Consider the following 23,234-nt stretch of genomic DNA (forward strand, 5'->3'; position numbering starts at 1 on the left):
TGCCCCCGTGATTTTGCCTGAAGAAAGAAAGTGGTAGACTGTGCCACCTTAATAAAGGCCGCTATTTTATATCAAAGTCTCACTAAAAGGTGAGAAGGCTAACTGAGCTTAGCTAATTGCCGACTTTTTGGGCGTAATTGCCGAGGCAATCTGGTATAACATCAGGGTCTTATTCAAAATTCAATACTGAAGTAGAGCGCTGGAATCACACATGGCAAAGAAAGGTTTTTTCTCTTGGTTTCGTAAAGATAAGTCACAAGATGAGGTCGTCGCTGAAACGCCAGTTGTTACTCCAACACAAGATAGTGATGCAGCACAGCGTGTAGCGCAGGAACAAGTAGAGGCACAAGGGGCCATCGAGGCCGCAGCTCATGCTGAAAAACAGGCTGCAGAACAGTTAGCGGCCGAACAAACACAGGCAAAAGCCGAAGCCGAGCAATTTGCCCTTGAGCATGCCCGAATTGAATCGTTGCATTTTGCTAATCAGCAAGCTGAAGCGACACGTTTGGCCGCTGAACAACTTAGTGCAGAAAAGCATGCTGCAGAGAAGTTAGCCGAAGCACAGTCAGGAGCAGAGCAACGCATCGCAGAACAATTGGCAGCACAGCAGTTAGCGGTTGAGCAAGCCGCCGCAGAGCAATTAGCTCAAGCAGAGGCGGCGCGTGTAGTTGCCGCTCAGCTAGAAGCAGAATTACTCGCAGCGGAACAAGCTGAACTTGCCCGCTTGGCCGCCGAACAGCATGCTGCTGAAGCCTTAGCTGCAGAACAACTCGCTGGCGAAGCACTAGCACGTGAGCAAGCAGAGGCTTTAGTTCAGCAACAAGCTGAAACTGAGCAAACTGTTACAGCAGTTGCTGAATTACAACCTGAGCCGCAGGCTCGACCCGTTAAGGAAGGGCTCTTTGCTCGCCTGAAACGTGGCTTAATGCGTACCAGCGAGAATATCGGCAGTGGTTTTATCGGCCTATTTCGCGGCAAGAAAATCGATGACGATCTGTTTGAAGAACTCGAAGAACAATTATTAATCGCCGACGTTGGTGTCGAAACCACTACGCGATTAATCAAGAATTTGACAGAGCATGCCTCACGTAAGCAGCTTAAAGATGCCGAAGCTTTATATGAATTGCTGCGGGATGAGCTGCAAAAAACACTCGATCCAGTCGCTATCCCGTTAGTACCAGACAATGCTAATGGCCCATTTGTTATCTTAATGGTTGGCGTTAATGGCGTGGGTAAAACCACCACTATTGGCAAATTAGCCAAACAATATCAGAGCCAAGGTAAGTCAGTGATGTTAGCCGCGGGTGATACCTTCCGTGCTGCAGCGGTTGAGCAGCTACAGGTTTGGGGTCAACGTAATGATATTACAGTGATTGCCCAGCATACAGGTGCCGATAGTGCCTCTGTGTTGTTCGATGCTTTGCAAGCGGCCAAGGCGCGTAAAGTGGATGTATTGATTGCCGACACTGCTGGTCGTTTACAGAATAAAGCGCACTTGATGGAAGAATTAAAGAAAGTGGTGCGAGTGATGAAGAAGCTCGACCCAGATACGCCGCATGAGGTCATGCTGACACTAGATGCGAGCACGGGGCAAAACGCGATTAGCCAAGCACAATTATTCCAGGAAGCCGTAGGTGTAACGGGTATTACCATCAGTAAGTTAGATGGAACGGCTAAGGGCGGCGTGGTATTTGCGATTGCTGATAAGTTTAATATTCCGATCCGTTACATAGGTGTGGGTGAGCAAATTGATGATTTACGAACTTTCAATTCGAAAGAATTTATCGATGCCTTGTTCACTCAAGAAAAAGCGGATAGCTAATTTATGATTGATTTTCAGCAGGTCAGTAAGATTTATCCTGGCGGCCAAATGGCGCTGGAGGATGTGAATTTTCATCTACAGCAAGGTGAAATGGCATTTTTAACTGGCCACTCGGGGGCGGGTAAAAGTACGCTGTTGAAATTAATCACGGTAATCGAGCGGGCAACAACGGGGCGCGTCGCGATTAACGGTCACGATATCGCCAAAGTCAGCCCTAAACATGTACCTTATTTGCGCCGCAATATCGGGATGATTTTCCAGAACCATCATCTATTGATGGACCGAAGTGTGTTCGACAATGTGGCTTTACCACTGGTGATTGAGGGATTCTCCCATGGCGAAATTCGTAAGCGTGTTGCGGGTGCCCTCGACATGGTGGGTTTATATGGCAAGGAGCGGCATAACCCAATTATGTTGTCCGGCGGTGAGCAGCAACGTGTTGGTATTGCCCGTGCGATTGTGAATAAACCGCCTTTACTGCTCGCCGATGAGCCTACGGGTAACTTAGATCCTAAATTATCTATGGATATTTTGCGTCTGTTTGAAACCTTTAATGATGCAGGAACCAGCGTGTTAATCGCTACCCATGATTTAGGCTTAATCGCGCGGATGAAATATCGCACTTTCACCCTCAAACAGGGTCGTATGCTGGGCGCACAGGAATTGCATCCTAGCGTGCATACGCGCGCGCCGACGAATAGAGGTGAAGGGCAATGAGCGACAGCGCTAAATTAACCCGCAGTAAGTTACCTCTGTCTGGGCGGATTGTGATGTTCTTTATTCGCCACGTACAGCAAGCGATGGCGAGTATGGGAGAACTCTGGCGCAACCCAGTGTCTTCCGTGATGACAATGGCGGTATTGGGTGTGAGCCTGAGTTTGCCTGCGGCATTGCAAGTGTTAGTTAAAAACGCTGAGACCATTACCAGCTCGTGGAACAGCGCTGCGGAGATCTCTTTGTTTATCGAAGACAATCGCAGCGAGCAAACGATTCAGAGCCTGCTGACGCGTATTCGGACATATCCCGAAGTGGATAAAGTGCAGTACATAGATAAAAACCAAGCCCTAGAAGAGTTTCAACGCTTATCTGGTTTTGGTGAGGCCTTGGCCTATTTAGATAAAAACCCTTTGCCAGCGGTCATTACCGTTACGCCTACACCGCGTTACTCAACGCCAGTGGGCGCCCGTGAACTGTTAACTAAGCTAGAACGCGAGCCTGAGATTAGCTTTGGCCGCTTAGACATCGAATGGCTAGAGCGGTTACAGGCAGTAGTGCGCCTACTCGAACGTACTGTGATGGCGATTGCCGCATTACTCGTGCTGGCTGTCGTGCTAGTCATAGGTAATACCATTCGCTTAGCAATTATGAATAGACGCAGCGAAATTGAAGTGATGAAGCTCGTCGGGGCAACTGAAGCCTTTATCCAACGTCCATTCCTCTACACTGGGATTTGGTATGGAGTGATTGGCGGCATATTGGCCTGGCTTATCATCAACTTATTAGTCTGGTATCTCGATTCCGCCCTTGCTGAGCTTTTAGGCTTGTATGGCAGTCAGCTTGAAATGAAATCACTCACTTTTATTGAACTGCTGCAATTGGTTGGACTTGCCTCATTTTTAGGTTGGTTAGGTTCGTATTTGTCTGTACGCCAGCATTTACGGTCGATTGAACCTTCATAATAATCAGTCGATTAAACTAAAAAAAGTGACGAAAAAAATGCTGAGTAATGAACTTTTGTTCACTTGCAATGTCTACTTCAGCGAGGTAAAAGGGTATCTGCAAACGAGCTGAGGTTGACATACTCTGTCAATTAGCCGATAGTTCGTGAGCTTATTCTTAGGGTATTTTGTTGTTGAACCTAAGAATGCACTCGTTAAGTAGTCTGATAAATGTAGGAGAGCGAATGACCTTTCAAACGCAATCAATGGCACTGACAGTCCCACAGGGCGCCAGTAGTCTAGAAGCTTATATCCATTCAGTGACTAGCATCAGCATGCTGGACGCTGAGGCTGAGTATGAGTTGGCCAAGCGTTTACAGGAAACTGGTGATCTACAAGCTGCGAAGCAACTGATTATGTCGCACTTACGTTTTGTAGTGCACGTTGCAAAGGGCTATTCAGGCTATGGTTTGCCACAGGCAGATCTTATCCAAGAAGGCAACATAGGCTTGATGAAAGCGGTTAAACGCTTCGATCCCGATGTTGGCGTGCGTCTAGTGTCTTTTGCTGTGCACTGGATCAAAGCTGAAATTCATGAATATGTGCTGAAAAACTGGCGCATTGTTAAAGTCGCGACCACTAAAGCACAACGTAAGTTGTTCTTTAATATCCGTAAAGCGAAAAAACGCTTAGGTTGGTTCAGCGATGCAGAAGTCACTATGGTGGCTGAAAATTTAGGTGTGTCTAAGGCCGATGTGACCGAAATGGAATCACGTATGGCTGCGCAAGATCCGGCATTTGATTTAACCAATGATCAAGACGAGGAGCATGATTTTGCCCCAGTCCATTATTTGGAAGATCATTCATCGGATTTAGCGGAAAACATTGAAAACGACAACTGGGAATCGAATGCCCAAGGTCGTTTATTATCGGCCATCAAAACCCTAGATGAACGTAGCCAGCATATTCTGCGCGCTCGTTGGTTAGATGACGATAAAACCACACTGCAAGAACTTGCAGAGACTTATCAAGTGTCGGCCGAACGTATTCGCCAACTTGAGAAAAATGCCATGAACAAGCTAAAAGCTTGTATGGAAGCCTAAGTCACATCACGTGTAAAATGATTGTAACTTAACCATAAAAAAACCTGCTGCGGCAGGTTTTTTTATGGGTGAAATTTGGCTTGATGACGTTGATGATAAATCAGTGTTTAACAAGATTAGCTATCAAGGCTTTTCTATTTACTTTCAGCCCTGCCTGCTCATGATTTTCTGGCCATACATAATACTGTCTTGGGCGTTTGAAACGGGCGATTTTGTCGGCGAGGAACAATTCGAGTTCACTTGCAATCGATTCTGTGTGATGAGTTAAACTGCCGCGAATGATGGCGGCAGGGAGATTGCCAAATTGTACATCTGGTATGGCGAAAACGATTGCATCGTCTATTTGTGGGTGCAGTTTAAGCGCGGCTTCGATTTCTTCTGGCTGGATGTTTTCGCCGCCGCAGATAAACATATTATCGACGCGGCCATGAATGCGCAGATTGCCATTTTCGTCCCATTCGCCCATGTCTTTGGTGTAAAACCAGCCGTCTTGTTCAACGCACTTTTGTATTCCATCCGCGGTGAGATAGCCCATAAACAGGCATGCGCCGCGCACCAAAATCACACCATCTTCGATTTTAAGCTCACGCTTGGGGAGTAATTTGCCACTGCTGCCGTCGCTAAAAGCGTGACCTGTGGTGATCTGCGAGCCCATTTCCGTCATGCCGTAACTGGTGTAACTGGCGATATTGCGTTGCTTAAGTTGTTCGAGTAAGTCGATTGAGACTGCGCCGCCACCAAGTAATAAGGCTTTGATACTTTTAAGCTTGCTGCTCGTATCGACGAGTAACTTGCTCAGTTGTGTGGGAACGAGAGATATGTGAGTCAACTGATCTTGGTCAATCTGCTGACCAAGGCTAAGCGCTTGATCTGGCAGGACAACACTGGCACCGACTAAGGCACAGCGGTTTAATATCGCAAGACCGCCAATATGGAATAAGGGCAAGGAGAGTAGCCAAGCATCACCTTGTTCGAGTGGGATTAAGCTGCGGGCACCTTCGGCATTGGCAATATGATTCGCTAAGCAATGCACCGCCGCTTTGGGAAAGCCACTAGAGCCTGAAGTTAAAATCACATTAGCTGGACGAGTAAAGTCGACAGGCTGGGCTAAGTCACTGCTAATGCGATTAAAATTTAAGCGCAAGTGATGACAATTCTGTAGTTCACAAACCTCAGCACTCCAAACATAGCGGATCTGATGTTCATTAATTAAGTCTTGGATCTGCGCGAGGGGGAAACGGGGCGAGATAGGAAAAAAGATTGCTCCTATATCGATGCAGGCCCAATAGAGACAAATGATCTCGAGATTATTGCTAGCAATACAGGCGAGCGGCTCACCGTTTGAGATCCTCGCAGCGCTTAGCTGCTGAGCCAGTGCGATAACGCGCTGGCTAAGCCCTGAGTAGCTAATGTCTTGCCCCGCCAACTTGATGGCTGTCTGCTGTGGAAACGCAAGCGCAGCTTGGTGCACGGGTGACAGTGCAAGCGGTTTTGATAGGCTGGCATTAGACAAACTCGTTTCCCTCACTTTTAGCTGCATCATCATTTTGTTGCATTGAATCAATGGTATGCAGTGCAATTGGCTCAAGTTGCGCGAGTGTGAGGCAGTATTTTTTACCCGATGACACGATTAAATCTTGGCTAAAGGCGCTGAGGGTATCGAGCCCAGGGATTTCATCCGGAGTGAGAATCGCGGCTAAATGAGCCAGATCATTAATGCCTAAACTGCTCTCTAGACTCGAACTGATAATGCAACGTACGCCATAGCTTTGCGCCGTATCGATTAAATTAGCTAGTTTTTCGATACTGCCGAGCAGCATAGGTTTGATGACAAGCGCAGTCAGGCCATTTTGCATTACAAACTGGTATTCTGGATCGTTGAGCGATTCATCGAGGGCGTAGGGTATACCAATCGCTTGATAAAATTCATGATTATCATGAGGATTCAGGCAAGGTTCTTCAATGTACTCTATGGTCTCTAGGGGCAAGCAAGCGGCAAATTCGATTGCTTGCTCAAGTGTAAACCCTCGGTTCGCGTCTAAACGCAATTTGAGATCGGGGCGGGTACGTAAAATGCCATAAATCAGGCTTAGTTCATCTTCAATTGAAGTTTGCGCGACTTTGACTTTCACCGAACGAACATTACAGCCAAGGGCGGCAATTTTGCTATCGAGCAAGTCTCTGCTCGCATCCGTTGGATGATAAATCAAAGGGACTGTGGCCGTTTGTGGACGGATGGCATCGAGTTTGCCCATTAACTTGGCATGTAACAGACTTAAACCAAAGGCCAAAGAAGGGTAAGGACTTTGTTCGGCGCATTCCAGTAATGTATCAATATGCTGACCGCAGAGTTGGGGTAATAATCCAGTCAAAGCCGTTTGCACTTGAGTGAGTGTTTCACGGCTGAACCCTATCAAGGCTTGTTCATCGACATCTATGCCAGAGAGTGGGGCAATTTCAACTTCGACTTGTCTATGCTCGCCACCAAGATTAGCGCTGGCACTGGCTTTTAGTACTAATCCCGCTCTGTGATCGATACGTTGCTTGCCGACGGGCAATAATACGTCGAGCGGTAGTCGATATTGATACAGGTTAAGCGAAGTTAATATCATATATTTCCTACATTTTAATTCTGTCATTACCCTAGCAACTTCACTATTTTTGAGGTTAATGCCTCGGGAGCAGCTTGGTGTATGTTGTGGCCGGCGCCGTGAATACTATGGACGAGGATGGGCGCGTGTAATTGCCACTCTTGGGCGAGGGCGTGGAACTTAGCATCTTGGTTGCCAGCAAAGAAATGGCACTCACAGGTAAGCTGCAAAGGTACATCCCACATCGATGCTTGGTGTGCGAGTGAGGTGGCTATGAATACCTCTTTAAGCCGCTGTTTAGGATGCAGATCTAATGCTGCAGAACGATGCTTGATTAAGGTTTTTCGTTTGGTAGCCGTCATATCGGCAAATACGGGCTGCTGATACCATAAGCTTAAAAAGTCTTTGCTATTCAGATTCAGTAAACGCTCGGCCCACTGAGTATCATTTTTGATTCTGGCAAGTTTTTCTTGCGGGTCTGTAAGTCCAGGATGGCAGGATTCGAGGTTTAGGCTCAGAAGTCTTTCGGGATAGGCTTTGGCAAGGTGCAGAGCAATACGGCCACCGAGAGAATAACCATAGAGATGGAATTGACCAATATGAAGGCCATTCAGGTGTGCCAACACATCTTCAACATATTGGTTAAATCCATCTAATTCGGTTGGCTTCAACTCCTTTTGGTTATCCCCATGGCCCGGCAGATCTAAGCAAATACAGTGAAAGTGCTGGCTTAGCGCAGGCATTAACGGCAACCAGTCGGTCTTAGTGCCTAAAAAGCCATGCAGTAACACTAAGGTCGGTAGTGAAGGATCGCCGTAACGGGCCATGGTTGGCATTAGCTTTGTTTCACCCACAAGTTGAGCTCGGCGATTTGGTCGCTGGCTTGTGTTTGACTTACATTGACTTCAATGATCGAAGCCCCCTGAAAATCCAGCGCTTCATTATAGCTATCTTGAAAATCGGCTAAATTATCCACTTGATTATAGGGCAAATTAAACATAGCTGCGGCGTAGCCAAATTCTAAACCGTGGCTGAGTCGATAATAATCGCTACGGACCTGTTCATTGGGAACGGGCAATAAGTTAAAGATGTTACCGCCATCGTTATTGAGGATCACGATCACCAGAGGACTGGTTAAGCCTTTAGCGATGGCCAGCGAGTTAAGATCGTGCAGTTGTGATAAATCACCGATGATTAAACTCGTGGGTTTGCCTTCATGGGCCGCAATACCGCAGGCGGTGGCGAGTAATCCGTCAATACCCGATGCGCCACGATTAGTATAAGTGGTTGCCGTACAACAACTGACAGGGGCATACATGTCGTACAAGCGTACAGGCAGGCTATTGCCGATAAAAAGCTGCTGTTCTAGCGGACGAGTATTGGCGATGGCACGCACAACTTGTGCTTCACCAAATTCCCCTTGGTCGATATTGCGCACAAATAAGTTATGCAATTCATCGTTATAGGTGATTAGAGTATTCGCCCAGTTTGCAGAGGATGAGCGATACCAATTTAAGGCCGCAAACTGCTGTGCATTCGCGTGCCAAATGTGTTTAGCATTGTGACTAGGGTCAAGCCTGTCTTGTTCTGGTAAAACCTGCCAATAGCTGTGCCAATTTTGCTCGGCGAGATAACCTATCAAGCGTTTTGATAATAAACGGCCGCCGAATACGAGTACACGATCCGCTTCCTGCAATAGATTACGCGCCCTTGGATGTTGCAGCAGTTGATCAATATTACCTATCGCCGCGGGATGCTGACGCAGTTGCGACTGGGCATCAGTAAGTAATGGCCAGCCGATTTTTTGCGATAGGGCAATTAGTTGCTGTGGATCTTGTTCAGGCGTGAGAGTGCCGACAACGATCACCCCTTTACCGTGGACGAACCGCATAATGGCATCGTCACTTGGGCTGCTCACCTGTTTGCTCTTACCGTATTGGGTATACGGGCGTGCGAGCTGCAGCCAAGTTTGCAATGGTTTGAGGTAGGGTGATTCGGCATCGAGAATCGCGCCACTGAGTTCACTCGGATACAAGGGCTCACGGTACATGCAGTTGATGTGCACTGGACGAGTTTGATTCGCCACTGCTTCATCCACTGTGGTAAGCAACGCCTGCGGTGCGATATGTGTATCCGGTGTTGGCAAATTCACTTGAGTGGCGTAATTCGCAAAAATTCCCGGTTGGACTATGGCTTGATTGGCACCGCAGCCGAGTAATTCTGGCGGACGATCGCCACTTAAGACGATTAAAGGTACATGGGTCAGCCACGCCTCCACAATGGCAGGGTACAAGTTGGCGACTGCTGTGCCTGAGGTCGTAATGATGGCGACCGGTGCGCGGCTGGCTTTGGCTAGACCTAAGGCCATAAAGCCGAGCCCACGCTCGTCGAAATGTAAGTGACGCTGGAGTTTAGTTTGCTGGGCGGCGGCGAGGGTTAACGGTGTTGAGCGCGAGCCCGGCGCCATACACACATGTTGCACGCCAAGACGTGCTAACTCCTCAAGAATAAGGGCGCCCCAAATAAGATTAAGAGTGGCTGTATTTTCGGTCCGCATAGCTGAATCTATTAGGATAAAGATGGGCTTAGTGTAACGTGTTTATGCTCCAAGATGTATGCTTGGTTTAACAATTCTCGAGTGGATCGCATGGGGGCTGAGGTGGAGCCTAAGCTAAGGCAGAGGATGCCTGTCACCTCGTGTATCGGTGGTTTATTGTTTGGATATGTTGAGCTATTGCTTGGCTAGATAATACGATCGACGATTTTTTTAATCTCTCCGCTTAACCATTTCAAGTCCTCATTGATTGCATTAGGCTGATTTTTTTGCACTAAGAAAATCGTTGGGGTTTCTGTATCTGCATATAAACGTTCTGCTTCATACTGCGATAGTTGACACGTATGCAGCTCAGGAATATCACTCACCATTTCGTAAACTATCCGATAAGGCAATAGGGAGACTGCATTACTTTCGCCTAGATATTCAAACAAACTTGAAATACTGGTAATGGTAATTTCAGTATTGAGTTTAATGCCATTCGTTATGCAAAACTCTTGGTATGGACTCAATTTGGTGCTGGGATTACCAAGATCCGTATTGACATAGGGGTATTCCGCAATCGTCTCTAGGGTGATTTCCCGTTTAAAAATAGGATGATGCCTGCTAGCAATCAGGTAGAGTTTGTCCATACGTTGCAATTCAGTTGTTAGCAGTTTATCGCCGAAGGCGGCAACATCGGCAGCACTTTTATTGCAACAAATACCTAGGGTTGTATCACCATTAATAATGTCTTGAGTCGTATGCATAGACCAAGGGTTTATATTAATGTGCATGGGTTTTTGCTCTTCTTTAATAGCCTGCATCAAGGCCTTAGGGAAGGTGTAGGCAATTAATCCTGGCGCTGCTATTTCGACATGCGTCTTAACTTGGCGAGTGTTTGCTATTCTGGCTTTTTGAAACTTATCAGTACACTCAATTGCTTCTTTTGCAATTGGATATAAATGAGTAGCAAACTCATTTGGGAATAAGCCATATTTACGACGGATAAATAACTCATCACCAAAAATTTCCCGTAGATTTTTAAGGCTACGGCTGATTTTAGGAGCTGGAATGTCTAGCGCTTTCGATACATAGGTTGCTGACTTGTTCTCATATAATGAAACAAGTATTTTTAAACTCAGAATATCGAGGCCATCCATGTTACTAATGTGCATTTTTTATATTCCTTAATATTGAGCAAATACTTAAATCAACGCCTAATTATGGTGCTAATTAATAATTTTAATGTGAAACTAATCCCAAGTTTTGGATCTAGATTTTATCTATGTGTATCAAAGGTTTTTTGTTTTATTTTTAATATTTAAAATGGTTTTTCATAAAATTTAAAATTTAAAATTTCAAAAACTGATATTTGCATATTTAAAATGCAAATACTGAATTATCAAGTATCAATATTTGTATTTAAGATTTACATAATTTTGCAATGTGACGAGCCATGTAAATCATTGTTTATATTTAAGTTGTTATTTGCAAGTGTGACATGTGTCAAGAAAAGATAAGTGTTTTCAAATAATACTAAAGTTGCTTTAAAGGAGATAACAAAAAATAAATTAGTTTTTGGAGGCGTGTATGAATACTTCAGTCATTCTCAGCTATGCGTTTATGTACTTCGTACTATTCGTAGCAGTACCATTCGTGTTTGTGATGTTTGTCATGACTTGCATTAAGTTTTTTAAAGCAGGTCCTGATGAAGCCGCACATCATGAGATGAAACTTAAACCAGTATTGTTTGATAAACAAAGCTTCAATTTTTTTAAATCATTAAAAACAGTCGTTGAAGGTAAATACGATGTTTGTTGTAACGTGCCATTAGACACTGTATTTGAGATGGACAAACATGATACGGAATTAAATCATGAATGCCGACTCGATTATGTATTGATCGACCATGATTCATCTGAAGTGAAAATGGTTATCAGTGACTTTGGCAAAGAAACTAACTCACCACTGAAAAAACTGTTTAGCAAATTCAATATCAGTTTCATTGAAATGAACCAGCATAAGCAGTGGGATACTCAGAGTCTTAAGCAAGCCTTGGCTGTGTGATCTTGACCGTCGGGTTCGGAATTATCCGAACTCGACCCCTTCTTTACCTTCCTACGGATAAATGTGAGGACTTCCTATGTCCAAAAGACAATGGCTGTGGTCGTTACGCTTAGGTGCTGCTGCGTTGCTTTTAAGCTTTTCTGCAATGAGTGCTGAGCCAGCCAATCAAATTAACAGTGATGCTTGTATGAAGTGTCACAAGCGTAATGGTCAAATGTTAGGGCATCATGGTCAAGATGCGATGAAAATGAGCTGTTCTTCCTGTCATGGAGAAAAGGGCGATCACCCTAAAAAACCGAATGATATGGTGGTCTTTGGTATGGAGGAATCGTCGGATCTGACGGTTCAGCTGAGAGTGTGTCAGAAGTGTCATACCAAGAAAAAACTCAGTGGAGCAGATTGGACGCATAACGTACATGCTCAAAAAGTGCCTTGTGCCGCCTGCCATAAATTACATAGCCCAACGGATCCAATGGCGGATATGACGCCGAAGGTTCGCAGTGAGCTATGTAGCAGTTGCCACACTGGCAAGCAGGAGTAAGGTTATGGAAAATTCAAAAAGAAGATTTCTAAAAGGCACCTGTGCCTTATTTGCCGGCGCTACAGGTGCATCATTACTCGCTACAGTGAATGCATCGGATAGCGTTAAAGCAGAACCTGATGTCAAATATGCACTTATTCATGATGAAACTAAGTGTATAGGTTGCCAAGCGTGTGAGGTGGCTTGTCGTGAAGTGAATAATGTACCCGAAGGTGTGTCTAGGCTTCAAATTAAGCAAGCGGGTCCCTTTGGCGAATACCCTAATCAGTTTTATCACTTTAGTCGCAAGTCTTGTCAGCATTGTGAAGACGCGCCCTGTGTAAATGTATGTCCAACTGGAGCTGCATTTATTGATAAAGAAACGGGTATCGTTTCTGTCGATGCATGGAAATGCGTAGGTTGCCAATACTGTATTGCAGCTTGTCCTTATCAAGTCCGTTTTATTAATCCTGTCACCCATGCGGCGGATAAGTGTGATTTCTGCCGAGAAACTAACCTAGCTCAAGGTAAACAACCTGCCTGTGTTGCTGCTTGTCCAACAAAGGCACTCGTGTTCGGTAATTTAAAAGATCCGACTTCTGAGGTTGTTCAAGTTCTGCGGTCTAATCCAACCCAGCGCACTAAGGTTGATCTTGGAACGAGACCTAAATTGTTCCGTATCGTTGCAAAATCAGGGGAGGTGATACTATGAGTGCCCTACATTTTGATACCTTAGTGTGGCATTGGCCGATTGCAATTTACCTGTTTTTAGCAGGTGTATCTGCGGGAGCCATGTTCTTCGCCGTACTGTTGAAACATTTTGTTTTGAAGCAAAACGCCTATCAGTCTGGTTTTGTGCGAGCCGCTTGTATTGTCGCGCCTGTAGCTGTGATGGCCGGGTTAGGGATATTGGTCGCAGACTTAACTAAACCTCTCGATTTTTGGAAGATTTTGGTGTTCTACAACCCTAAATCTGTCATGTCGATGGGCGTGCTTATTCTGCTGATTTACCAAGTATTCATGTTTATGTGGATTGGTTTAACCTTCCGTAAACCTGTTGATGCTTGGTGTGAAACACGCTTTCCTATTGTGCTTAAGTTGACCGCATTATTGGCTCGATTTGAAGCGACAATTACAGGATTGCTCGTGATTCTATCCTTGGCATTGGGCGCGTATACAGGCTTCCTGCTCTCGGCCTTGCCAGGCTATCCCATGCTTAAAAATCCTGTGTTACCTCTGCTGTTTTTGGCATCTGGTTTGTCTTCCGGTGCGGCATCATCTTTACTCGGTGGCGTGTTGATGAATGGCAAACCTAATGACAAAGAGGTGCACTTTATCCACAAGGTTGAAATCCCACTGATTTTAGTTGAAATCGTGCTGATTTTTACCTTCTTTATGGGCTTAGTGCTAACAGGTGGGCAGAGTAAAATAGCCGCCTTTAATGCCTTAGGGTATGGCTTCTGGGGATGGATTTTCTGGCTTGGTATTATTGGACTCGGTTTGTCTGGACCATTGGCGATGAATCTGTTTATGACGGCGACATCTAAACGGAAATGGGCCTATGTGGCGGGGACGGCTTGCTTGAGCTTGATCGGGGTATTACTGCTACGTAACTTCATACTCTATACAGGACAAATGACGATTGCTTAAGGCGTACCGTTAATTAATGACGAAAAAATCATAATAATCAATGGAATCGACGGATCGCGGAAACAATGTCAAAGGAAAACATTGTAGATGAGGCCCTTGCGGCGCTGGCTGAGCTCTCAAGGGTTAAGTCTAGCCGCGGTTGGTTGTGTAACAGGGAGGTCGCTGGGCAAGGATGCCATATTTTACACTTCAATATTTTGCCCTGCCTCCAAACGGGCCTCGCCACCTTATTCCTAAGGGTGGCGTTTCTTGTTTTAGGGAGGCACGATTTACTCGCCGAGGTTATTAATCCATTCACTCATTACCACATGGGTTTTGATCTTGATGATGTCAGTGTGAGTGTCGATATACTCACGGATCTCATGCAGGCGGCGCATCGAGGGCGCATGCACGTACACGAGTAAATCCATATCACCAGAAATACCACGGCAGGTAATTACTTCGGGAATCGCTTGGAATACGTGTACCACGTCGGCGCAACGTGGACATTGATGCTGGATTTCGAAATAAGCCGATACTCCTTCTTTTTGCGACTCACTCAAGAGCACTTGATAGCCACGGATCACTCCAGTTTGTTCGAGCTTTTTTATGCGCTCGGCAACCGCACTACGGGATAGATTGACCTGTTCAGCGATATTCGACACGCTCTGGCGCGCATCCTGACGCAAACTATGAATGATGGCCGTATCGAATTTATCCAAGGGTGACTCCTGTGAAAATGGCTATATTGAATCTGTGTGTTATTTTGCCATTGGTTTGAATAACCACAGAATTTGCTGAGTATTTTTGCTTAAAATTTTACCAAAATTTAAGCTGGCCGTCATTTTGATGGAAATAACGTTATTTGCCGCGATTTTGCCGGTATTGGACGTGGAGAACACTGAAATTAACGGCAGATTGTAGGGCGAAATCTCATTATACTGACAGCTCAAAAACCACAGAATATTAACAGATGAATTCAAATAGCGGAACTATAGGTCGTTGGCAAGGTGCGGGTTTAATGGCGACCACTTTGCTCGGTACAGGGGTATTTATTTTGCCTCAGATGACTATTGAAAAAGCGCATTCTGGCGCCTTAGTCGCATGGATCTTGTTGACCTTGGCCATTATTCCTGTGGCACTGGTCTTTGGTCGTTTAGCGAGTGTATTTCCCCATGCCGCAGGCCCCGCTTACTTTGTCGAAAAAGCCTTTGGTCGCACTGCTGGTCGAACAATTGGACTGATCTTTTTACTGGTTGTGCCCATGGGGGCGCCGGCCGCGATTTTGATGACCTTTCAGTTTGTGAATGCCTTAATACCGATATCGGGTTGGTCCAAGGTTGGTGTTGAAATACTCGTGATTTTTGGCTTGTTTCTGATTAATTTAAGAGGCATCCAAGTGTCGGCTAAGCTGCAATTTGGCCTGACACTTTGCATTGTCGCCGTTGTTGTGGTCTTGTTTGGTGCGAGTAGTTTTCAGCAAGGTCATCTCACGACACTTGCTAGCCATGGTATGCCTGAAATGCCGACCGTGATGATTGCCGCTGGCATCGCTTTTTGGAGTTTCTTGGGTATAGAAGCTATGACCCATCTTGCCGATGATTTTCGTCGTCCGCAGCAGGATATGATCCCCGCTATGATGATGGGCACAGTGCTGGTGGGCGTGATTTATGTGGCTTGTACACTTTTACTGCTATTAGTGCCGACAGATAAAAGTGTCGCCATGATCGGCGTGTTTGACCAACTGCTCGGTGGTTACGGCGCACAAGTGATCGGTGTGTTAGGTATCGCAAGTGGATTGGCAACCGTTAACGTGTATGCGGCCAGTGCGGCACGTCTGGTCTGGAGTTTTAGTTGTGAAGGCATTTTACCGCGCTTCTTTGCCGTTAAGAATGCTCATGGTGTACCTATTCGAGCACTTGCTGCGCTGTTATCTGTGATGGCAAGCGTTATCGTACTGACTTATTTTACCGGGCAAGAGTTAGAGCACCTTATTGCATGGAGCAACGGCGTATTTGTGGTGATCTATTTGATGGCTATGCTCGCTGCCGCTAAGTTATTACCACGGCACAATTGGCCGCTGGTGGCGCTGGGTTGTGCGTTTTGCTTAGTATTAGGTTTTGCCCTAGGTGCAAGTATGTCCTACGTGCTTGTGTTGATCTTAGTGGTCGCGCCATTTTTGTGGTGGCAAAAGACCCATATTAGTCGCAAACAAAGTTTGGCGTTACCTGAGTAATATTCGCACCCTCTGGGGCTAAATCAACATGATGGGTTAATTAAAAAAGCCCCGAACTCTTTATTGTCATAAGAGTTTGGGGCTTTTTTGTGTGGCTTAGTGGATTTCGAAACTGGATATGATTGAGTGCGATTAAATTGAATGAAATAAAGAGGTAAACCTTAAGTCTGATGGCCGCCAAGCTTTGTTGCCGAAGGACTGCACATTACTGATATTTAATGTATCTCGGTGAGCGAGGCGATAACTTGTGTTCTATATTTTGATCATTCATACGGAAGGAGAATAAATATGGATTCAGCTGCGTTGCTCAATCGTGTCGATGAGTTACCTAGGTTACCTAAGGCGATCAGTGAATTGTTAGATGCGGTCAATGATGACAATGCGACAGTAAAAAGCATTGCCACTAAAGTTTCACACGATCCCTTAATTAGCGCTAGGGTGTTACGCCTTGCTAACTGTGCCCACTATGGACGCAGTCGAGAGGTTGGCACTATCGATGAAGCTGTTGTGCGTCTTGGGATGCAAACCCTACGAACCTTAGTGCTAGCATCGGCGGTGATTGGTGCCGTCCCTAAGTGTGAAGGAATAGATTTAGCCCAGTTTTGGGGGCAAACCTTTGAGATTGCTCTTTATAGCCAAGAAATGGCAAAGCGTTGTGGCGCAGTCCCAGAAGAGGCTTTTACTTGCGGTATCTTACATCGTATTGGCGATCTATTGATTGCGGCAGTATCGCCTGAAGATGCGGCGAAAATTGCCGAAGCTGTGGCGCAGGGTAAAGATAAGCATCAGTTTGAGCGCGAGTTACTTGGATATGATTCCCCTGATATTGGCGCATTACTAGCGAAAAATTGGAAGTTTACACCAGCGTTAGTGCAAGGCATTTTGTATCAAGACCACCCTAAGGATTCAAACCCATTTTCAAAACTTGCTGCGTTATTATGCTTATCTTACAAAGTTCTAGATGAGTGGGATACGATTGAGGATGATGAAAAAACCAGTTGGTTATCTCAATTAGCGACTAAGAAAGGATTGAAGATGGAGATGGGCGGGCTAAGGACTAAGTTGACTGAATTACACGGTTCGGGATATGAAATCGGTAAAGCGTTAGCTTAGGAGCTTGTTTAGCTTAGTGTTTTGGTGAGTAGGGCGGCAGTAAAAATATTTTTAGCCAAAGAGCGATATCAATTTAGTCTTAAGAAAGCAATCGCGTGAATGGGGAACGGGTGTTTCGCATTCACGCTTTTTTATGGGCTTTTGTTGATTTGCACTTTGATTGAATAGTGGATGTGGCTAGCCAGTTTGTTGGGTTGCAGCTATGGCAAGATTACGCATTTGGATCAACTCGCTGTGTTTGAGGTGCAACAAATCGGCGGTGCGTCGAATGATCTGGTCTTCATATTGGGATAGCTGGCCATCGGCGTAGGCCAGTTGCCACATTGCGAGCAACAATTGCTGCTTTTGCGCTAGGCTAAATTCAGCGTTAATGGCTGAGGTGAATTCAAAGAGTGAGGTCGCGCTGCCTTGTACGCTTTTAGCTTCATCAATCAGTATCTTAGCGTCTACTTCTGACATTGATAAGGTATCGGTTAGCAGCTTAGGTAATAAGGCTTCTTCCTCTGCCGTTAAGGTCTCATCGGCAAACACGACTTCAAGTAACATACTCGCTGCGGCCAGTTTAAGTTGATGTGCCTTGTCTTCAGGGGAGACTGCTTGAGTATGAGCTTCAAAAAATCGTCTTAATTTCGCAATCATATTTGGCGGTTCTCATGCTGGAGGGAATATAAAGTAGAGTCGATTGGGAAGTGAAAGTTCACCCTAAACCTTGTATTGCTTAGGGTGAGGTAAGACTGAATTACAGTAGCGAGTTCAGGCCTTTCACCAGTAAGTCTGAGGTGCCTTCAGTGCCATTGGTATCTAAGTAAGACTTAGCTATGTTGATCATTGGCATTGCTAGATCTTTAGAAATACCCAATTTTTCAAAGGCGTCTAATACCATAGCACTGCCTTGCAGTGATGAACCTAAATCACCCGCTTTGGATAATAAGCCAGAAACACCCGATTTTGAGTCCAATTTAGGCGCAGCGGCGAGCAAACTATCGGCATTAGGAATGCTGGCAGCCAGTTTTGAGTAGTCGGTTGTTCCTAGGCTTGATTGCGCTAAGCCTAATAAACTGCCTAAGCCACCTTCGGCTTGAGTTTGGTTTAAACCCAATTGTGACATGACGCTACCAACTAAATCATTCGACTGAGTAGCCGCTGCTGTAGTGGTCGCTTTTTCAGTTTTGGCTTGAGTTCCTGCCAAGTTATCTAACCAGCCTGCACTGGCGGGCGCCGCTAAAATACAAGTGCTGAGGAGGATAGAGAAGGTCAGAGTGTGTTTCATATGGAAGCGTCCTTTGATGGTTTGCGCACGAGTTCGCTGGACAGTTTAGCGGGTTTGTCACTTTTGTTGCAGTAGTTTTCTGTGATTTACGGTTCACACTGGTGATTTCTACTGTGCATTGCCAAGGGATTTTCGGTATCCTTAGCGGCAATTCTAAGTGTTAATTCATTTCAATTATTTGGAAAGTCGCATGTCACTATCCGCAATTTTGTCAGAAGCCTATAACTTCTTCCGTAATCATCTGGCGCAACTCGCTATGCTGACGATCCCATTACTCTTGATCCAAGTGGGGATCCAGTTATGGCTTGGTATAGAGATGAGTAAAGTTGATCTAGAAAACCCACAGTTTGGCACGCCGCATATGATCGCCATGATGCTGTTACTACTTACTTTTTCGGTATTAATTGCCGCTTTGACTCTGTTTTTAGAACTGCGCTCACAAGGGCATAGTCCTTCAGCGGGAGTGGTGTTGAAGGCGAGTTTACCTTTTGTTCCACCATTATTATTGGCTGGGGTGTTTTCTGGTCTAGCGATTTTAGCACCAGTGATGCTGTTTGCCGCCTTCGGTCCTGTGTGGCTGGTAGGATTGGTAATTAGCTTCTATCTCTTTGCGCGTTTAGCCTATGTGAACTTTATGGTTGTGGTTGAGCGCTTAACACCGCTAGAAGCGATTAAGGGTAGTTTTAGTTTTAGTGGCCCTATCGTACTGAAAACCATTGCATTATTGATGTTATATTTACCACTCTCAGTCATAGGTAGCCAGCTTTCTGGGTTAGCGTCCATGGGCGGATTACCTGTGCAAATGTTAGCGGATACTTTTATGTCTTTTATTGGATTATTCGTTAACGTCGCTTTGTTCCGCTTATATATGGTGTCGAAAAAACCAAGCGTCGAATAGTGCAACATCAATTCAGCCTGCAGGGAATCACTCATGGGGACGAAAACAGTCATTAAGGATAGTGAGTTTATCCACGATTTTTCGGTCTCCTTGAGTGATGATTACCTCAAGGCTAAAAGCTATGTGCAGGATGTACCGACACAGTCGCTGCTACACATTCGCAGTTTTACCCATAAACTTACAGAGTTACTGGGGCAAGATAAGCAAATCGCGTTTTCGAGTCCGAATTTATACGATAGGATCGAACAGCTAAATCAGCGGCGCGTGATTGATGTGAAGACCACTCGTGCCCTGCATCGATTGCGTGCCGACGGTAACCGCGGCGCTCATCCTGAGAAATACCATCTCACCCAAGAACAATTACTCGCGCTAGCGCAAAAATCCATTAAAGATGTCCTGACTTTAGTCGAGCACTTGTATCCTAAGGTTAAAGGTCGAGTTGCCCCTGACTACTGTTATGAAGCGACTGACGCAATGACGGTGAGGGACTTATGCTACCGCGCGGTGATGGAAGATGACCCGCAAGCGCAGTATTTGGTGGGGATATCGTTTAAGACCAAGGCTTTGATACTGAAAGAACAAGAACTGCTCAAAGAGCAAGAACTTGTGGCTGAAGCCGAAGCTATATCAAGCCAAGATTTATCCATAGTTTCACCTCTAAATACCATTTCTCACATTAGCGCTGCTGACAGTTTTGCCCGAGCGGCCTATTGGTTTTCCCTTGCGGCACCTAAGCACATGGAAGCCTTACATGAGCATGGCGTAGCACTGATCCACGGTTATCAAGGCGCGCCAGAAGTGGCTAAAGGTGAACAGATCATTGCCACTGCAGCAGCAGCAGGTGTGGTCAATGCGATGGCGTTGTTGGGATATTTTTATCTTGTAGGCAGTGAGTCGTTTCAACCCGACAGCAAGTTAGCACAGCAATATTTACAAGGTGCGGCAGATGGCGAGCAAACTGAAGCGATGGCGAATTTAGGAGTGTTGCATTACCAGCAAAAGAACTTAACTCAAGCCTATCATTTTATAAGCAAAGCCGCGCAAGCAGGTTATCCCCATGCCCAGTATCATTTAGCATTAATGCTTGCCAATGGAGATGGTTGTACTCGAGATATGATTGCCAGTGAGCATTGGATGGCCGAAGCTGCCGAGCAAGGACAACTCGATGCTATGCTCACGCGGGCGCAACATATGCTCAATGATGACAATGCCTTTGGCAGTGATTTGACTCAAGCTGAGGATTATTTGCGCCAAGTGATAAAACATAGCCACAGTGTGCCTGCGATGATTGAGCTGAGTATGGCACTGGCCGACGGTATCTTAGGACGAATTGATGTCGTTGGAGCTGCTGCTTTGCTTAAGCTGGCACGGCAAAATGCCAATAAAAAAGAGGCGGATATTATCGAGCCTCTGTGGCGTTCACTGGTATTACAGATTGAAAATGTGCTTGAGGTAACCCAAGATCCCGCCGAAATTCATAGCCTTAAACGCGCGCAGACCTTACTCGCTTAAGTGCAGTTTTGCTTCGATTGAACTAGTGTTCATCCTCTTTATGCTCAAAAGTGCGCCCTTGATGGCGTGCCGCATTAGATTCCCTAACAATAGTGTCAGATCCATAAACCTGACTCTGCGGCTCCTCTGTCGCGTGGGCATGTTGCGTTGCGCTTGCCTGAGCCTGATTAAACTTAGCCAACTGATGTGCCATATAAAAGCGGCTAAATAGGACTAAACAACCGAGCGCAATCGCGCCAAATAAGAGCACGAAGGGCAATAAAAATAGTGATAAACAAATTAGACTAATGCTAATTGCCATCGCTAACCAAGCCCGTGGGCCAGAAATTCGGGTCTGCAGTGGGCTCTGTTGGAACTGTTGAAAAATCATAAGAACTCCTCGATAGGCAGTGGACATTTAGTGTGCAATAGCGAGTGCGTCTAGGTCACGTTAATCTTGATTAATTTACTTTATTTTACTCCGGAGGCCATTTTGGTGTTGCGCATTACTTTGATATGTGATCGCATGCCTATCTATATGTTGTTGCTCGAATAACGGTTGGTTAATTATATGTGTTTGCTAAAATCTTTTTGATGTAAATCTGAGCAATTTCTTTGCTAACTGTACAGAATATGAGAAAATTCAGCTCAAATTTAACTGCAGTTTTAACTCAGTTAGCCGCCTTATTATATTGGTTGTAAATGTTCGTTCGACCCGCTCAAACACCCTCTTGTTTCACTGCTTTGTTAATTAATTAGACGCCAACATGAACTCATATTCGCTCAAGCAAAAAATTCTGTTCTCTGTCGTGGCAGCCCTTTCACTCGTGATTGGTTTGTTGTCATGGCAAAGTTATTCCAGCCAAAAATCCCAGCTGTTACAAAACAGCCTAGAACAAGTGCAGCGCTTAGGTGAACAGCAGGCTGAGCGGATCCAAGAATGGTTGGCTGGCCGCCAAGATATTATGGGAGCCCTGGCGAACAAAGTTGAAGGTGACAGCCTCAATACACTTCAACAAGCACAGGCATCGGGCCGTTTTCAGCTGACCTATTTTGGCTCTCAAGCAGGGCAAATGTTGGATTCTGATCCGAGTATTGATCGTACGGGCTATGATCCTCGCAGCCGCCCTTGGTATCAACAAGCCATCAGTGAGCGCGGTCTTATTTTGACAAAACCTTACGTGGATGTTGCCTATAACATTCTGGTTGTGACTATGGCACAGCCTACCGCACAAGGTGTTGTGGGTGGTGACTTATCTATCGCAAGCCTAGTTGACGGTGTTAATCGGATGAAGTTACCGGCAAACGGTTATGCCATCATGATGCACAAAGACGGCACTGTGATCGCTTATAGAGATCAAGCTAAGACGATGAAACCTATAGGTGAAATCGACAACGAGCTTAATCGCAACTTACCAGAACAGAGTCGTGCAGCGGGCACTCTGTTGCCTATGTATTTTGAAAATGAAGGACGTGACAAATTAGTCTGGAGCGTTGATATCCCTAATACAGATTGGGAATTAGTGTTAGTGCTTGATAAGGAAACGCTAGAGTCGCCACTGTCGAGCTTGTTACTCACTCAGTTTGGGCTTTCTGCACTCGTGTTGATCTTAAGTGTGTTAGCCATTTCTTGGTTAGTTGGCATGTTACTGGGTCCTCTGAGTCGAGTATCGCAAGCCCTTGCGCGTATTGCCGATGGTAATGGTGATTTAACTCAACGTATTTCAGTCGACACTCAAGATGAAGTGGGCGTGCTTGCTGACAGCTTTAACCGCTTTGTGGGCAGTCAACATCAGCTGATCAGCCATATTCGCCAATTAGCGAATGAGTTAGATGCCGATGCTGAACGTAGTCTTGCCACCACGCAAACTTCTGTTGCCGAGTTACAACGTCAACAGCAAGAAGTCGCTATGGTCGCGACTGCGGTAACTGAAATGGCGAGTGCGACTAATGAGATCGCAGCCAATGCTGAGAACACGGCAACAGCGGCTCAACAGTCTGCAGCGAGCAGTTTACAGGGCAAAGAGTTAGTGAATAAAACTCGTAACTCGATTAATTCACTCGCAGATGAAGTGACTCAAGCAACGGATGTCATTGGCGATTTAAGTCGTCACGCTAAGTCTATCTCGAGTATTCTGGCGACAATTCAAGGGATTGCTGAGCAAACTAACCTGTTGGCGCTTAACGCAGCCATTGAAGCGGCTCGTGCTGGCGAGCAAGGCCGTGGTTTTGCGGTCGTTGCCGATGAAGTTCGAGTGCTTTCACGTCGTACACAGGATTCGACTCAGGAAGTACATACC

The 23,234-nt window shown here is 45.7% G+C and carries 22 protein-coding genes; 13 read left to right on the forward strand and 9 right to left on the reverse strand.

The features are described 5' to 3' along the window. Positions 1 to 211 precede the first annotated feature (211 nt). The 4 genes from ftsY (at position 212) to rpoH (ending at position 4,583) form a co-directional block, all read left to right on the forward strand. Positions 212 to 1,822, forward strand: a complete 1,611-nt coding sequence (gene ftsY / locus L5M11_RS14075; RefSeq protein WP_263192519.1) for a signal recognition particle-docking protein FtsY — start codon at positions 212 to 214, stop codon at positions 1,820 to 1,822. A 3-nt stretch (positions 1,823 to 1,825) separates the two neighbouring features. After that, positions 1,826 to 2,539 carry a cell division ATP-binding protein FtsE gene (ftsE, locus tag L5M11_RS14080; RefSeq protein WP_006079632.1) on the forward strand — a complete coding sequence of 238 codons (714 nt, stop codon included), beginning with the start codon at positions 1,826 to 1,828 and terminating at the stop codon, positions 2,537 to 2,539. Next, positions 2,536 to 3,501, forward strand: coding sequence for a permease-like cell division protein FtsX (gene ftsX, locus L5M11_RS14085; protein ID WP_263192521.1), 966 nt, complete (start codon positions 2,536 to 2,538; stop codon positions 3,499 to 3,501). The genes ftsE and ftsX overlap by 4 nt, the downstream gene beginning before the upstream one ends. Before the next feature lie 224 nt (positions 3,502 to 3,725). Next, positions 3,726 to 4,583 (forward strand): RNA polymerase sigma factor RpoH, encoded by an 858-nt coding sequence (gene rpoH / locus L5M11_RS14090; protein ID WP_006079635.1) that lies wholly within the window; start codon positions 3,726 to 3,728, stop codon positions 4,581 to 4,583. Between the two features lie 100 nt (positions 4,584 to 4,683). On the opposite strand, the gene menE is transcribed toward rpoH, so the two are convergent. The 5 genes from menE to L5M11_RS14115 all read right to left on the reverse strand — a co-directional run bounded on the left by menE (position 4,684) and on the right by L5M11_RS14115 (position 10,885). Then, complete coding sequence (menE, locus tag L5M11_RS14095) at positions 4,684 to 6,123, reverse strand: o-succinylbenzoate--CoA ligase (protein ID WP_411569290.1); 1,440 nt, start codon at positions 6,121 to 6,123, stop codon at positions 4,684 to 4,686. Next, the gene (gene menC, locus L5M11_RS14100) at positions 6,089 to 7,195 is read right to left on the reverse strand and encodes an o-succinylbenzoate synthase (RefSeq protein WP_263185126.1); all 1,107 of its coding nucleotides are present in this window, start codon (positions 7,193 to 7,195) and stop codon (positions 6,089 to 6,091) included. The genes menE and menC overlap by 35 nt, the downstream gene beginning before the upstream one ends. Before the next feature lie 26 nt (positions 7,196 to 7,221). Next, the gene (gene menH, locus L5M11_RS14105; RefSeq protein ID WP_263185127.1) at positions 7,222 to 8,010 is read right to left on the reverse strand and encodes a 2-succinyl-6-hydroxy-2,4-cyclohexadiene-1-carboxylate synthase; all 789 of its coding nucleotides are present in this window, start codon (positions 8,008 to 8,010) and stop codon (positions 7,222 to 7,224) included. Continuing rightward, positions 8,010 to 9,731: a 2-succinyl-5-enolpyruvyl-6-hydroxy-3-cyclohexene-1-carboxylic-acid synthase gene (gene menD, locus L5M11_RS14110; protein WP_263185128.1), complete on the reverse strand. Its 1,722-nt coding sequence runs from the start codon at positions 9,729 to 9,731 to the stop codon at positions 8,010 to 8,012. The genes menH and menD overlap by 1 nt, the downstream gene beginning before the upstream one ends. Before the next feature lie 185 nt (positions 9,732 to 9,916). Then, positions 9,917 to 10,885, reverse strand: coding sequence for a LysR family transcriptional regulator (locus L5M11_RS14115; RefSeq protein WP_105250597.1), 969 nt, complete (start codon positions 10,883 to 10,885; stop codon positions 9,917 to 9,919). Positions 10,886 to 11,300: 415 nt separating this feature from the next. Between L5M11_RS14115 and L5M11_RS14120 the strand changes: the two genes are divergently transcribed. From L5M11_RS14120 to nrfD, 4 genes are all read left to right on the forward strand, one after another. Next, positions 11,301 to 11,777 (forward strand): DUF2726 domain-containing protein, encoded by a 477-nt coding sequence (locus L5M11_RS14120; protein WP_105250596.1) that lies wholly within the window; start codon positions 11,301 to 11,303, stop codon positions 11,775 to 11,777. A gap of 76 nt (positions 11,778 to 11,853) precedes the next feature. Next, on the forward strand, positions 11,854 to 12,318 hold the full coding sequence (locus L5M11_RS14125; protein ID WP_105250595.1) for a cytochrome c3 family protein: 465 nt from the start codon (positions 11,854 to 11,856) through the stop codon (positions 12,316 to 12,318). Between the two features lie 4 nt (positions 12,319 to 12,322). Next, positions 12,323 to 13,009 carry a 4Fe-4S dicluster domain-containing protein gene (locus tag L5M11_RS14130; protein WP_105250594.1) on the forward strand — a complete coding sequence of 229 codons (687 nt, stop codon included), beginning with the start codon at positions 12,323 to 12,325 and terminating at the stop codon, positions 13,007 to 13,009. After that, on the forward strand, positions 13,006 to 13,947 hold the full coding sequence (gene nrfD / locus L5M11_RS14135; RefSeq protein WP_105250593.1) for a cytochrome c nitrite reductase subunit NrfD: 942 nt from the start codon (positions 13,006 to 13,008) through the stop codon (positions 13,945 to 13,947). The genes L5M11_RS14130 and nrfD overlap by 4 nt, the downstream gene beginning before the upstream one ends. Before the next feature lie 269 nt (positions 13,948 to 14,216). Here nrfD and L5M11_RS14140 read toward each other — a convergent pair whose 3' ends face one another. Further along, positions 14,217 to 14,648: an Lrp/AsnC family transcriptional regulator gene (locus L5M11_RS14140; protein ID WP_006079646.1), complete on the reverse strand. Its 432-nt coding sequence runs from the start codon at positions 14,646 to 14,648 to the stop codon at positions 14,217 to 14,219. Positions 14,649 to 14,899: 251 nt separating this feature from the next. Between L5M11_RS14140 and yjeH the strand changes: the two genes are divergently transcribed. Further along, entirely contained in the window at positions 14,900 to 16,162 is a 1,263-nt protein-coding gene (yjeH, locus tag L5M11_RS14145) for an L-methionine/branched-chain amino acid transporter (protein WP_263185129.1), read from the forward strand. Positions 16,163 to 16,450: 288 nt separating this feature from the next. Further along, complete coding sequence (locus L5M11_RS14150; protein ID WP_173248173.1) at positions 16,451 to 17,275, forward strand: HDOD domain-containing protein; 825 nt, start codon at positions 16,451 to 16,453, stop codon at positions 17,273 to 17,275. 177 nt (positions 17,276 to 17,452) lie between these two features. On the opposite strand, the gene L5M11_RS14155 is transcribed toward L5M11_RS14150, so the two are convergent. Both L5M11_RS14155 and L5M11_RS14160 read right to left on the reverse strand, forming a co-directional pair. Continuing rightward, positions 17,453 to 17,914: a TerB family tellurite resistance protein gene (locus L5M11_RS14155; protein ID WP_105250590.1), complete on the reverse strand. Its 462-nt coding sequence runs from the start codon at positions 17,912 to 17,914 to the stop codon at positions 17,453 to 17,455. A 100-nt stretch (positions 17,915 to 18,014) separates the two neighbouring features. Next, positions 18,015 to 18,545, reverse strand: coding sequence for a DUF2780 domain-containing protein (locus L5M11_RS14160; protein WP_168827259.1), 531 nt, complete (start codon positions 18,543 to 18,545; stop codon positions 18,015 to 18,017). 190 nt (positions 18,546 to 18,735) lie between these two features. On the opposite strand from L5M11_RS14160, the gene L5M11_RS14165 reads away from it, so the two are divergent. Continuing rightward, positions 18,736 to 19,443, forward strand: a complete 708-nt coding sequence (locus L5M11_RS14165; RefSeq protein WP_263192524.1) for a hypothetical protein — start codon at positions 18,736 to 18,738, stop codon at positions 19,441 to 19,443. 33 nt (positions 19,444 to 19,476) lie between these two features. Next, the gene (locus tag L5M11_RS14170) at positions 19,477 to 20,955 is read left to right on the forward strand and encodes a DUF4145 domain-containing protein (protein WP_263192525.1); all 1,479 of its coding nucleotides are present in this window, start codon (positions 19,477 to 19,479) and stop codon (positions 20,953 to 20,955) included. Positions 20,956 to 20,977: 22 nt separating this feature from the next. Here L5M11_RS14170 and L5M11_RS14175 read toward each other — a convergent pair whose 3' ends face one another. Further along, on the reverse strand, positions 20,978 to 21,325 hold the full coding sequence (locus L5M11_RS14175) for a hypothetical protein (RefSeq protein WP_212599545.1): 348 nt from the start codon (positions 21,323 to 21,325) through the stop codon (positions 20,978 to 20,980). Positions 21,326 to 21,701: 376 nt separating this feature from the next. On the opposite strand from L5M11_RS14175, the gene L5M11_RS14180 reads away from it, so the two are divergent. Next, positions 21,702 to 23,234, forward strand: a 1,533-nt coding sequence (locus L5M11_RS14180) for a methyl-accepting chemotaxis protein (RefSeq protein ID WP_263192528.1), incomplete at its 3' end; no start/stop codon positions are given.

Source organism: Shewanella sp. SM87 (assembly GCF_025653705.1).
GTDB lineage: Bacteria > Pseudomonadota > Gammaproteobacteria > Enterobacterales > Shewanellaceae > Shewanella > Shewanella oncorhynchi.

Bases quoted from the DNA above. Each gene is read 5' to 3' on its own strand.
- ftsY (WP_263192519.1), top strand. From the start codon at position 212: ATGGCAAAGAAAGGTTTTTTCTCTTGGTTTCGTAAAGATAAGTCACAA.
- ftsE (WP_006079632.1), top strand. From the start codon at position 1,826: ATGATTGATTTTCAGCAGGTCAGTAAGATTTATCCTGGCGGCCAAATG.
- ftsX (WP_263192521.1), top strand. From the start codon at position 2,536: ATGAGCGACAGCGCTAAATTAACCCGCAGTAAGTTACCTCTGTCTGGG.
- rpoH (WP_006079635.1), top strand. From the start codon at position 3,726: ATGACCTTTCAAACGCAATCAATGGCACTGACAGTCCCACAGGGCGCC.
- menE (WP_411569290.1), bottom strand. From the start codon at position 6,123: ATGCAGCTAAAAGTGAGGGAAACGAGTTTGTCTAATGCCAGCCTATCA.
- menC (WP_263185126.1), bottom strand. From the start codon at position 7,195: ATGATATTAACTTCGCTTAACCTGTATCAATATCGACTACCGCTCGAC.
- menH (WP_263185127.1), bottom strand. From the start codon at position 8,010: ATGCCAACCATGGCCCGTTACGGCGATCCTTCACTACCGACCTTAGTG.
- menD (WP_263185128.1), bottom strand. From the start codon at position 9,731: ATGCGGACCGAAAATACAGCCACTCTTAATCTTATTTGGGGCGCCCTT.
- L5M11_RS14115 (WP_105250597.1), bottom strand. From the start codon at position 10,885: ATGCACATTAGTAACATGGATGGCCTCGATATTCTGAGTTTAAAAATA.
- L5M11_RS14120 (WP_105250596.1), top strand. From the start codon at position 11,301: ATGAATACTTCAGTCATTCTCAGCTATGCGTTTATGTACTTCGTACTA.
- L5M11_RS14125 (WP_105250595.1), top strand. From the start codon at position 11,854: ATGTCCAAAAGACAATGGCTGTGGTCGTTACGCTTAGGTGCTGCTGCG.
- L5M11_RS14130 (WP_105250594.1), top strand. From the start codon at position 12,323: ATGGAAAATTCAAAAAGAAGATTTCTAAAAGGCACCTGTGCCTTATTT.
- nrfD (WP_105250593.1), top strand. From the start codon at position 13,006: ATGAGTGCCCTACATTTTGATACCTTAGTGTGGCATTGGCCGATTGCA.
- yjeH (WP_263185129.1), top strand. From the start codon at position 14,900: ATGAATTCAAATAGCGGAACTATAGGTCGTTGGCAAGGTGCGGGTTTA.
- L5M11_RS14150 (WP_173248173.1), top strand. From the start codon at position 16,451: ATGGATTCAGCTGCGTTGCTCAATCGTGTCGATGAGTTACCTAGGTTA.
- L5M11_RS14155 (WP_105250590.1), bottom strand. From the start codon at position 17,914: ATGATTGCGAAATTAAGACGATTTTTTGAAGCTCATACTCAAGCAGTC.
- L5M11_RS14160 (WP_168827259.1), bottom strand. From the start codon at position 18,545: ATGAAACACACTCTGACCTTCTCTATCCTCCTCAGCACTTGTATTTTA.
- L5M11_RS14165 (WP_263192524.1), top strand. From the start codon at position 18,736: ATGTCACTATCCGCAATTTTGTCAGAAGCCTATAACTTCTTCCGTAAT.
- L5M11_RS14170 (WP_263192525.1), top strand. From the start codon at position 19,477: ATGGGGACGAAAACAGTCATTAAGGATAGTGAGTTTATCCACGATTTT.
- L5M11_RS14175 (WP_212599545.1), bottom strand. From the start codon at position 21,325: ATGATTTTTCAACAGTTCCAACAGAGCCCACTGCAGACCCGAATTTCT.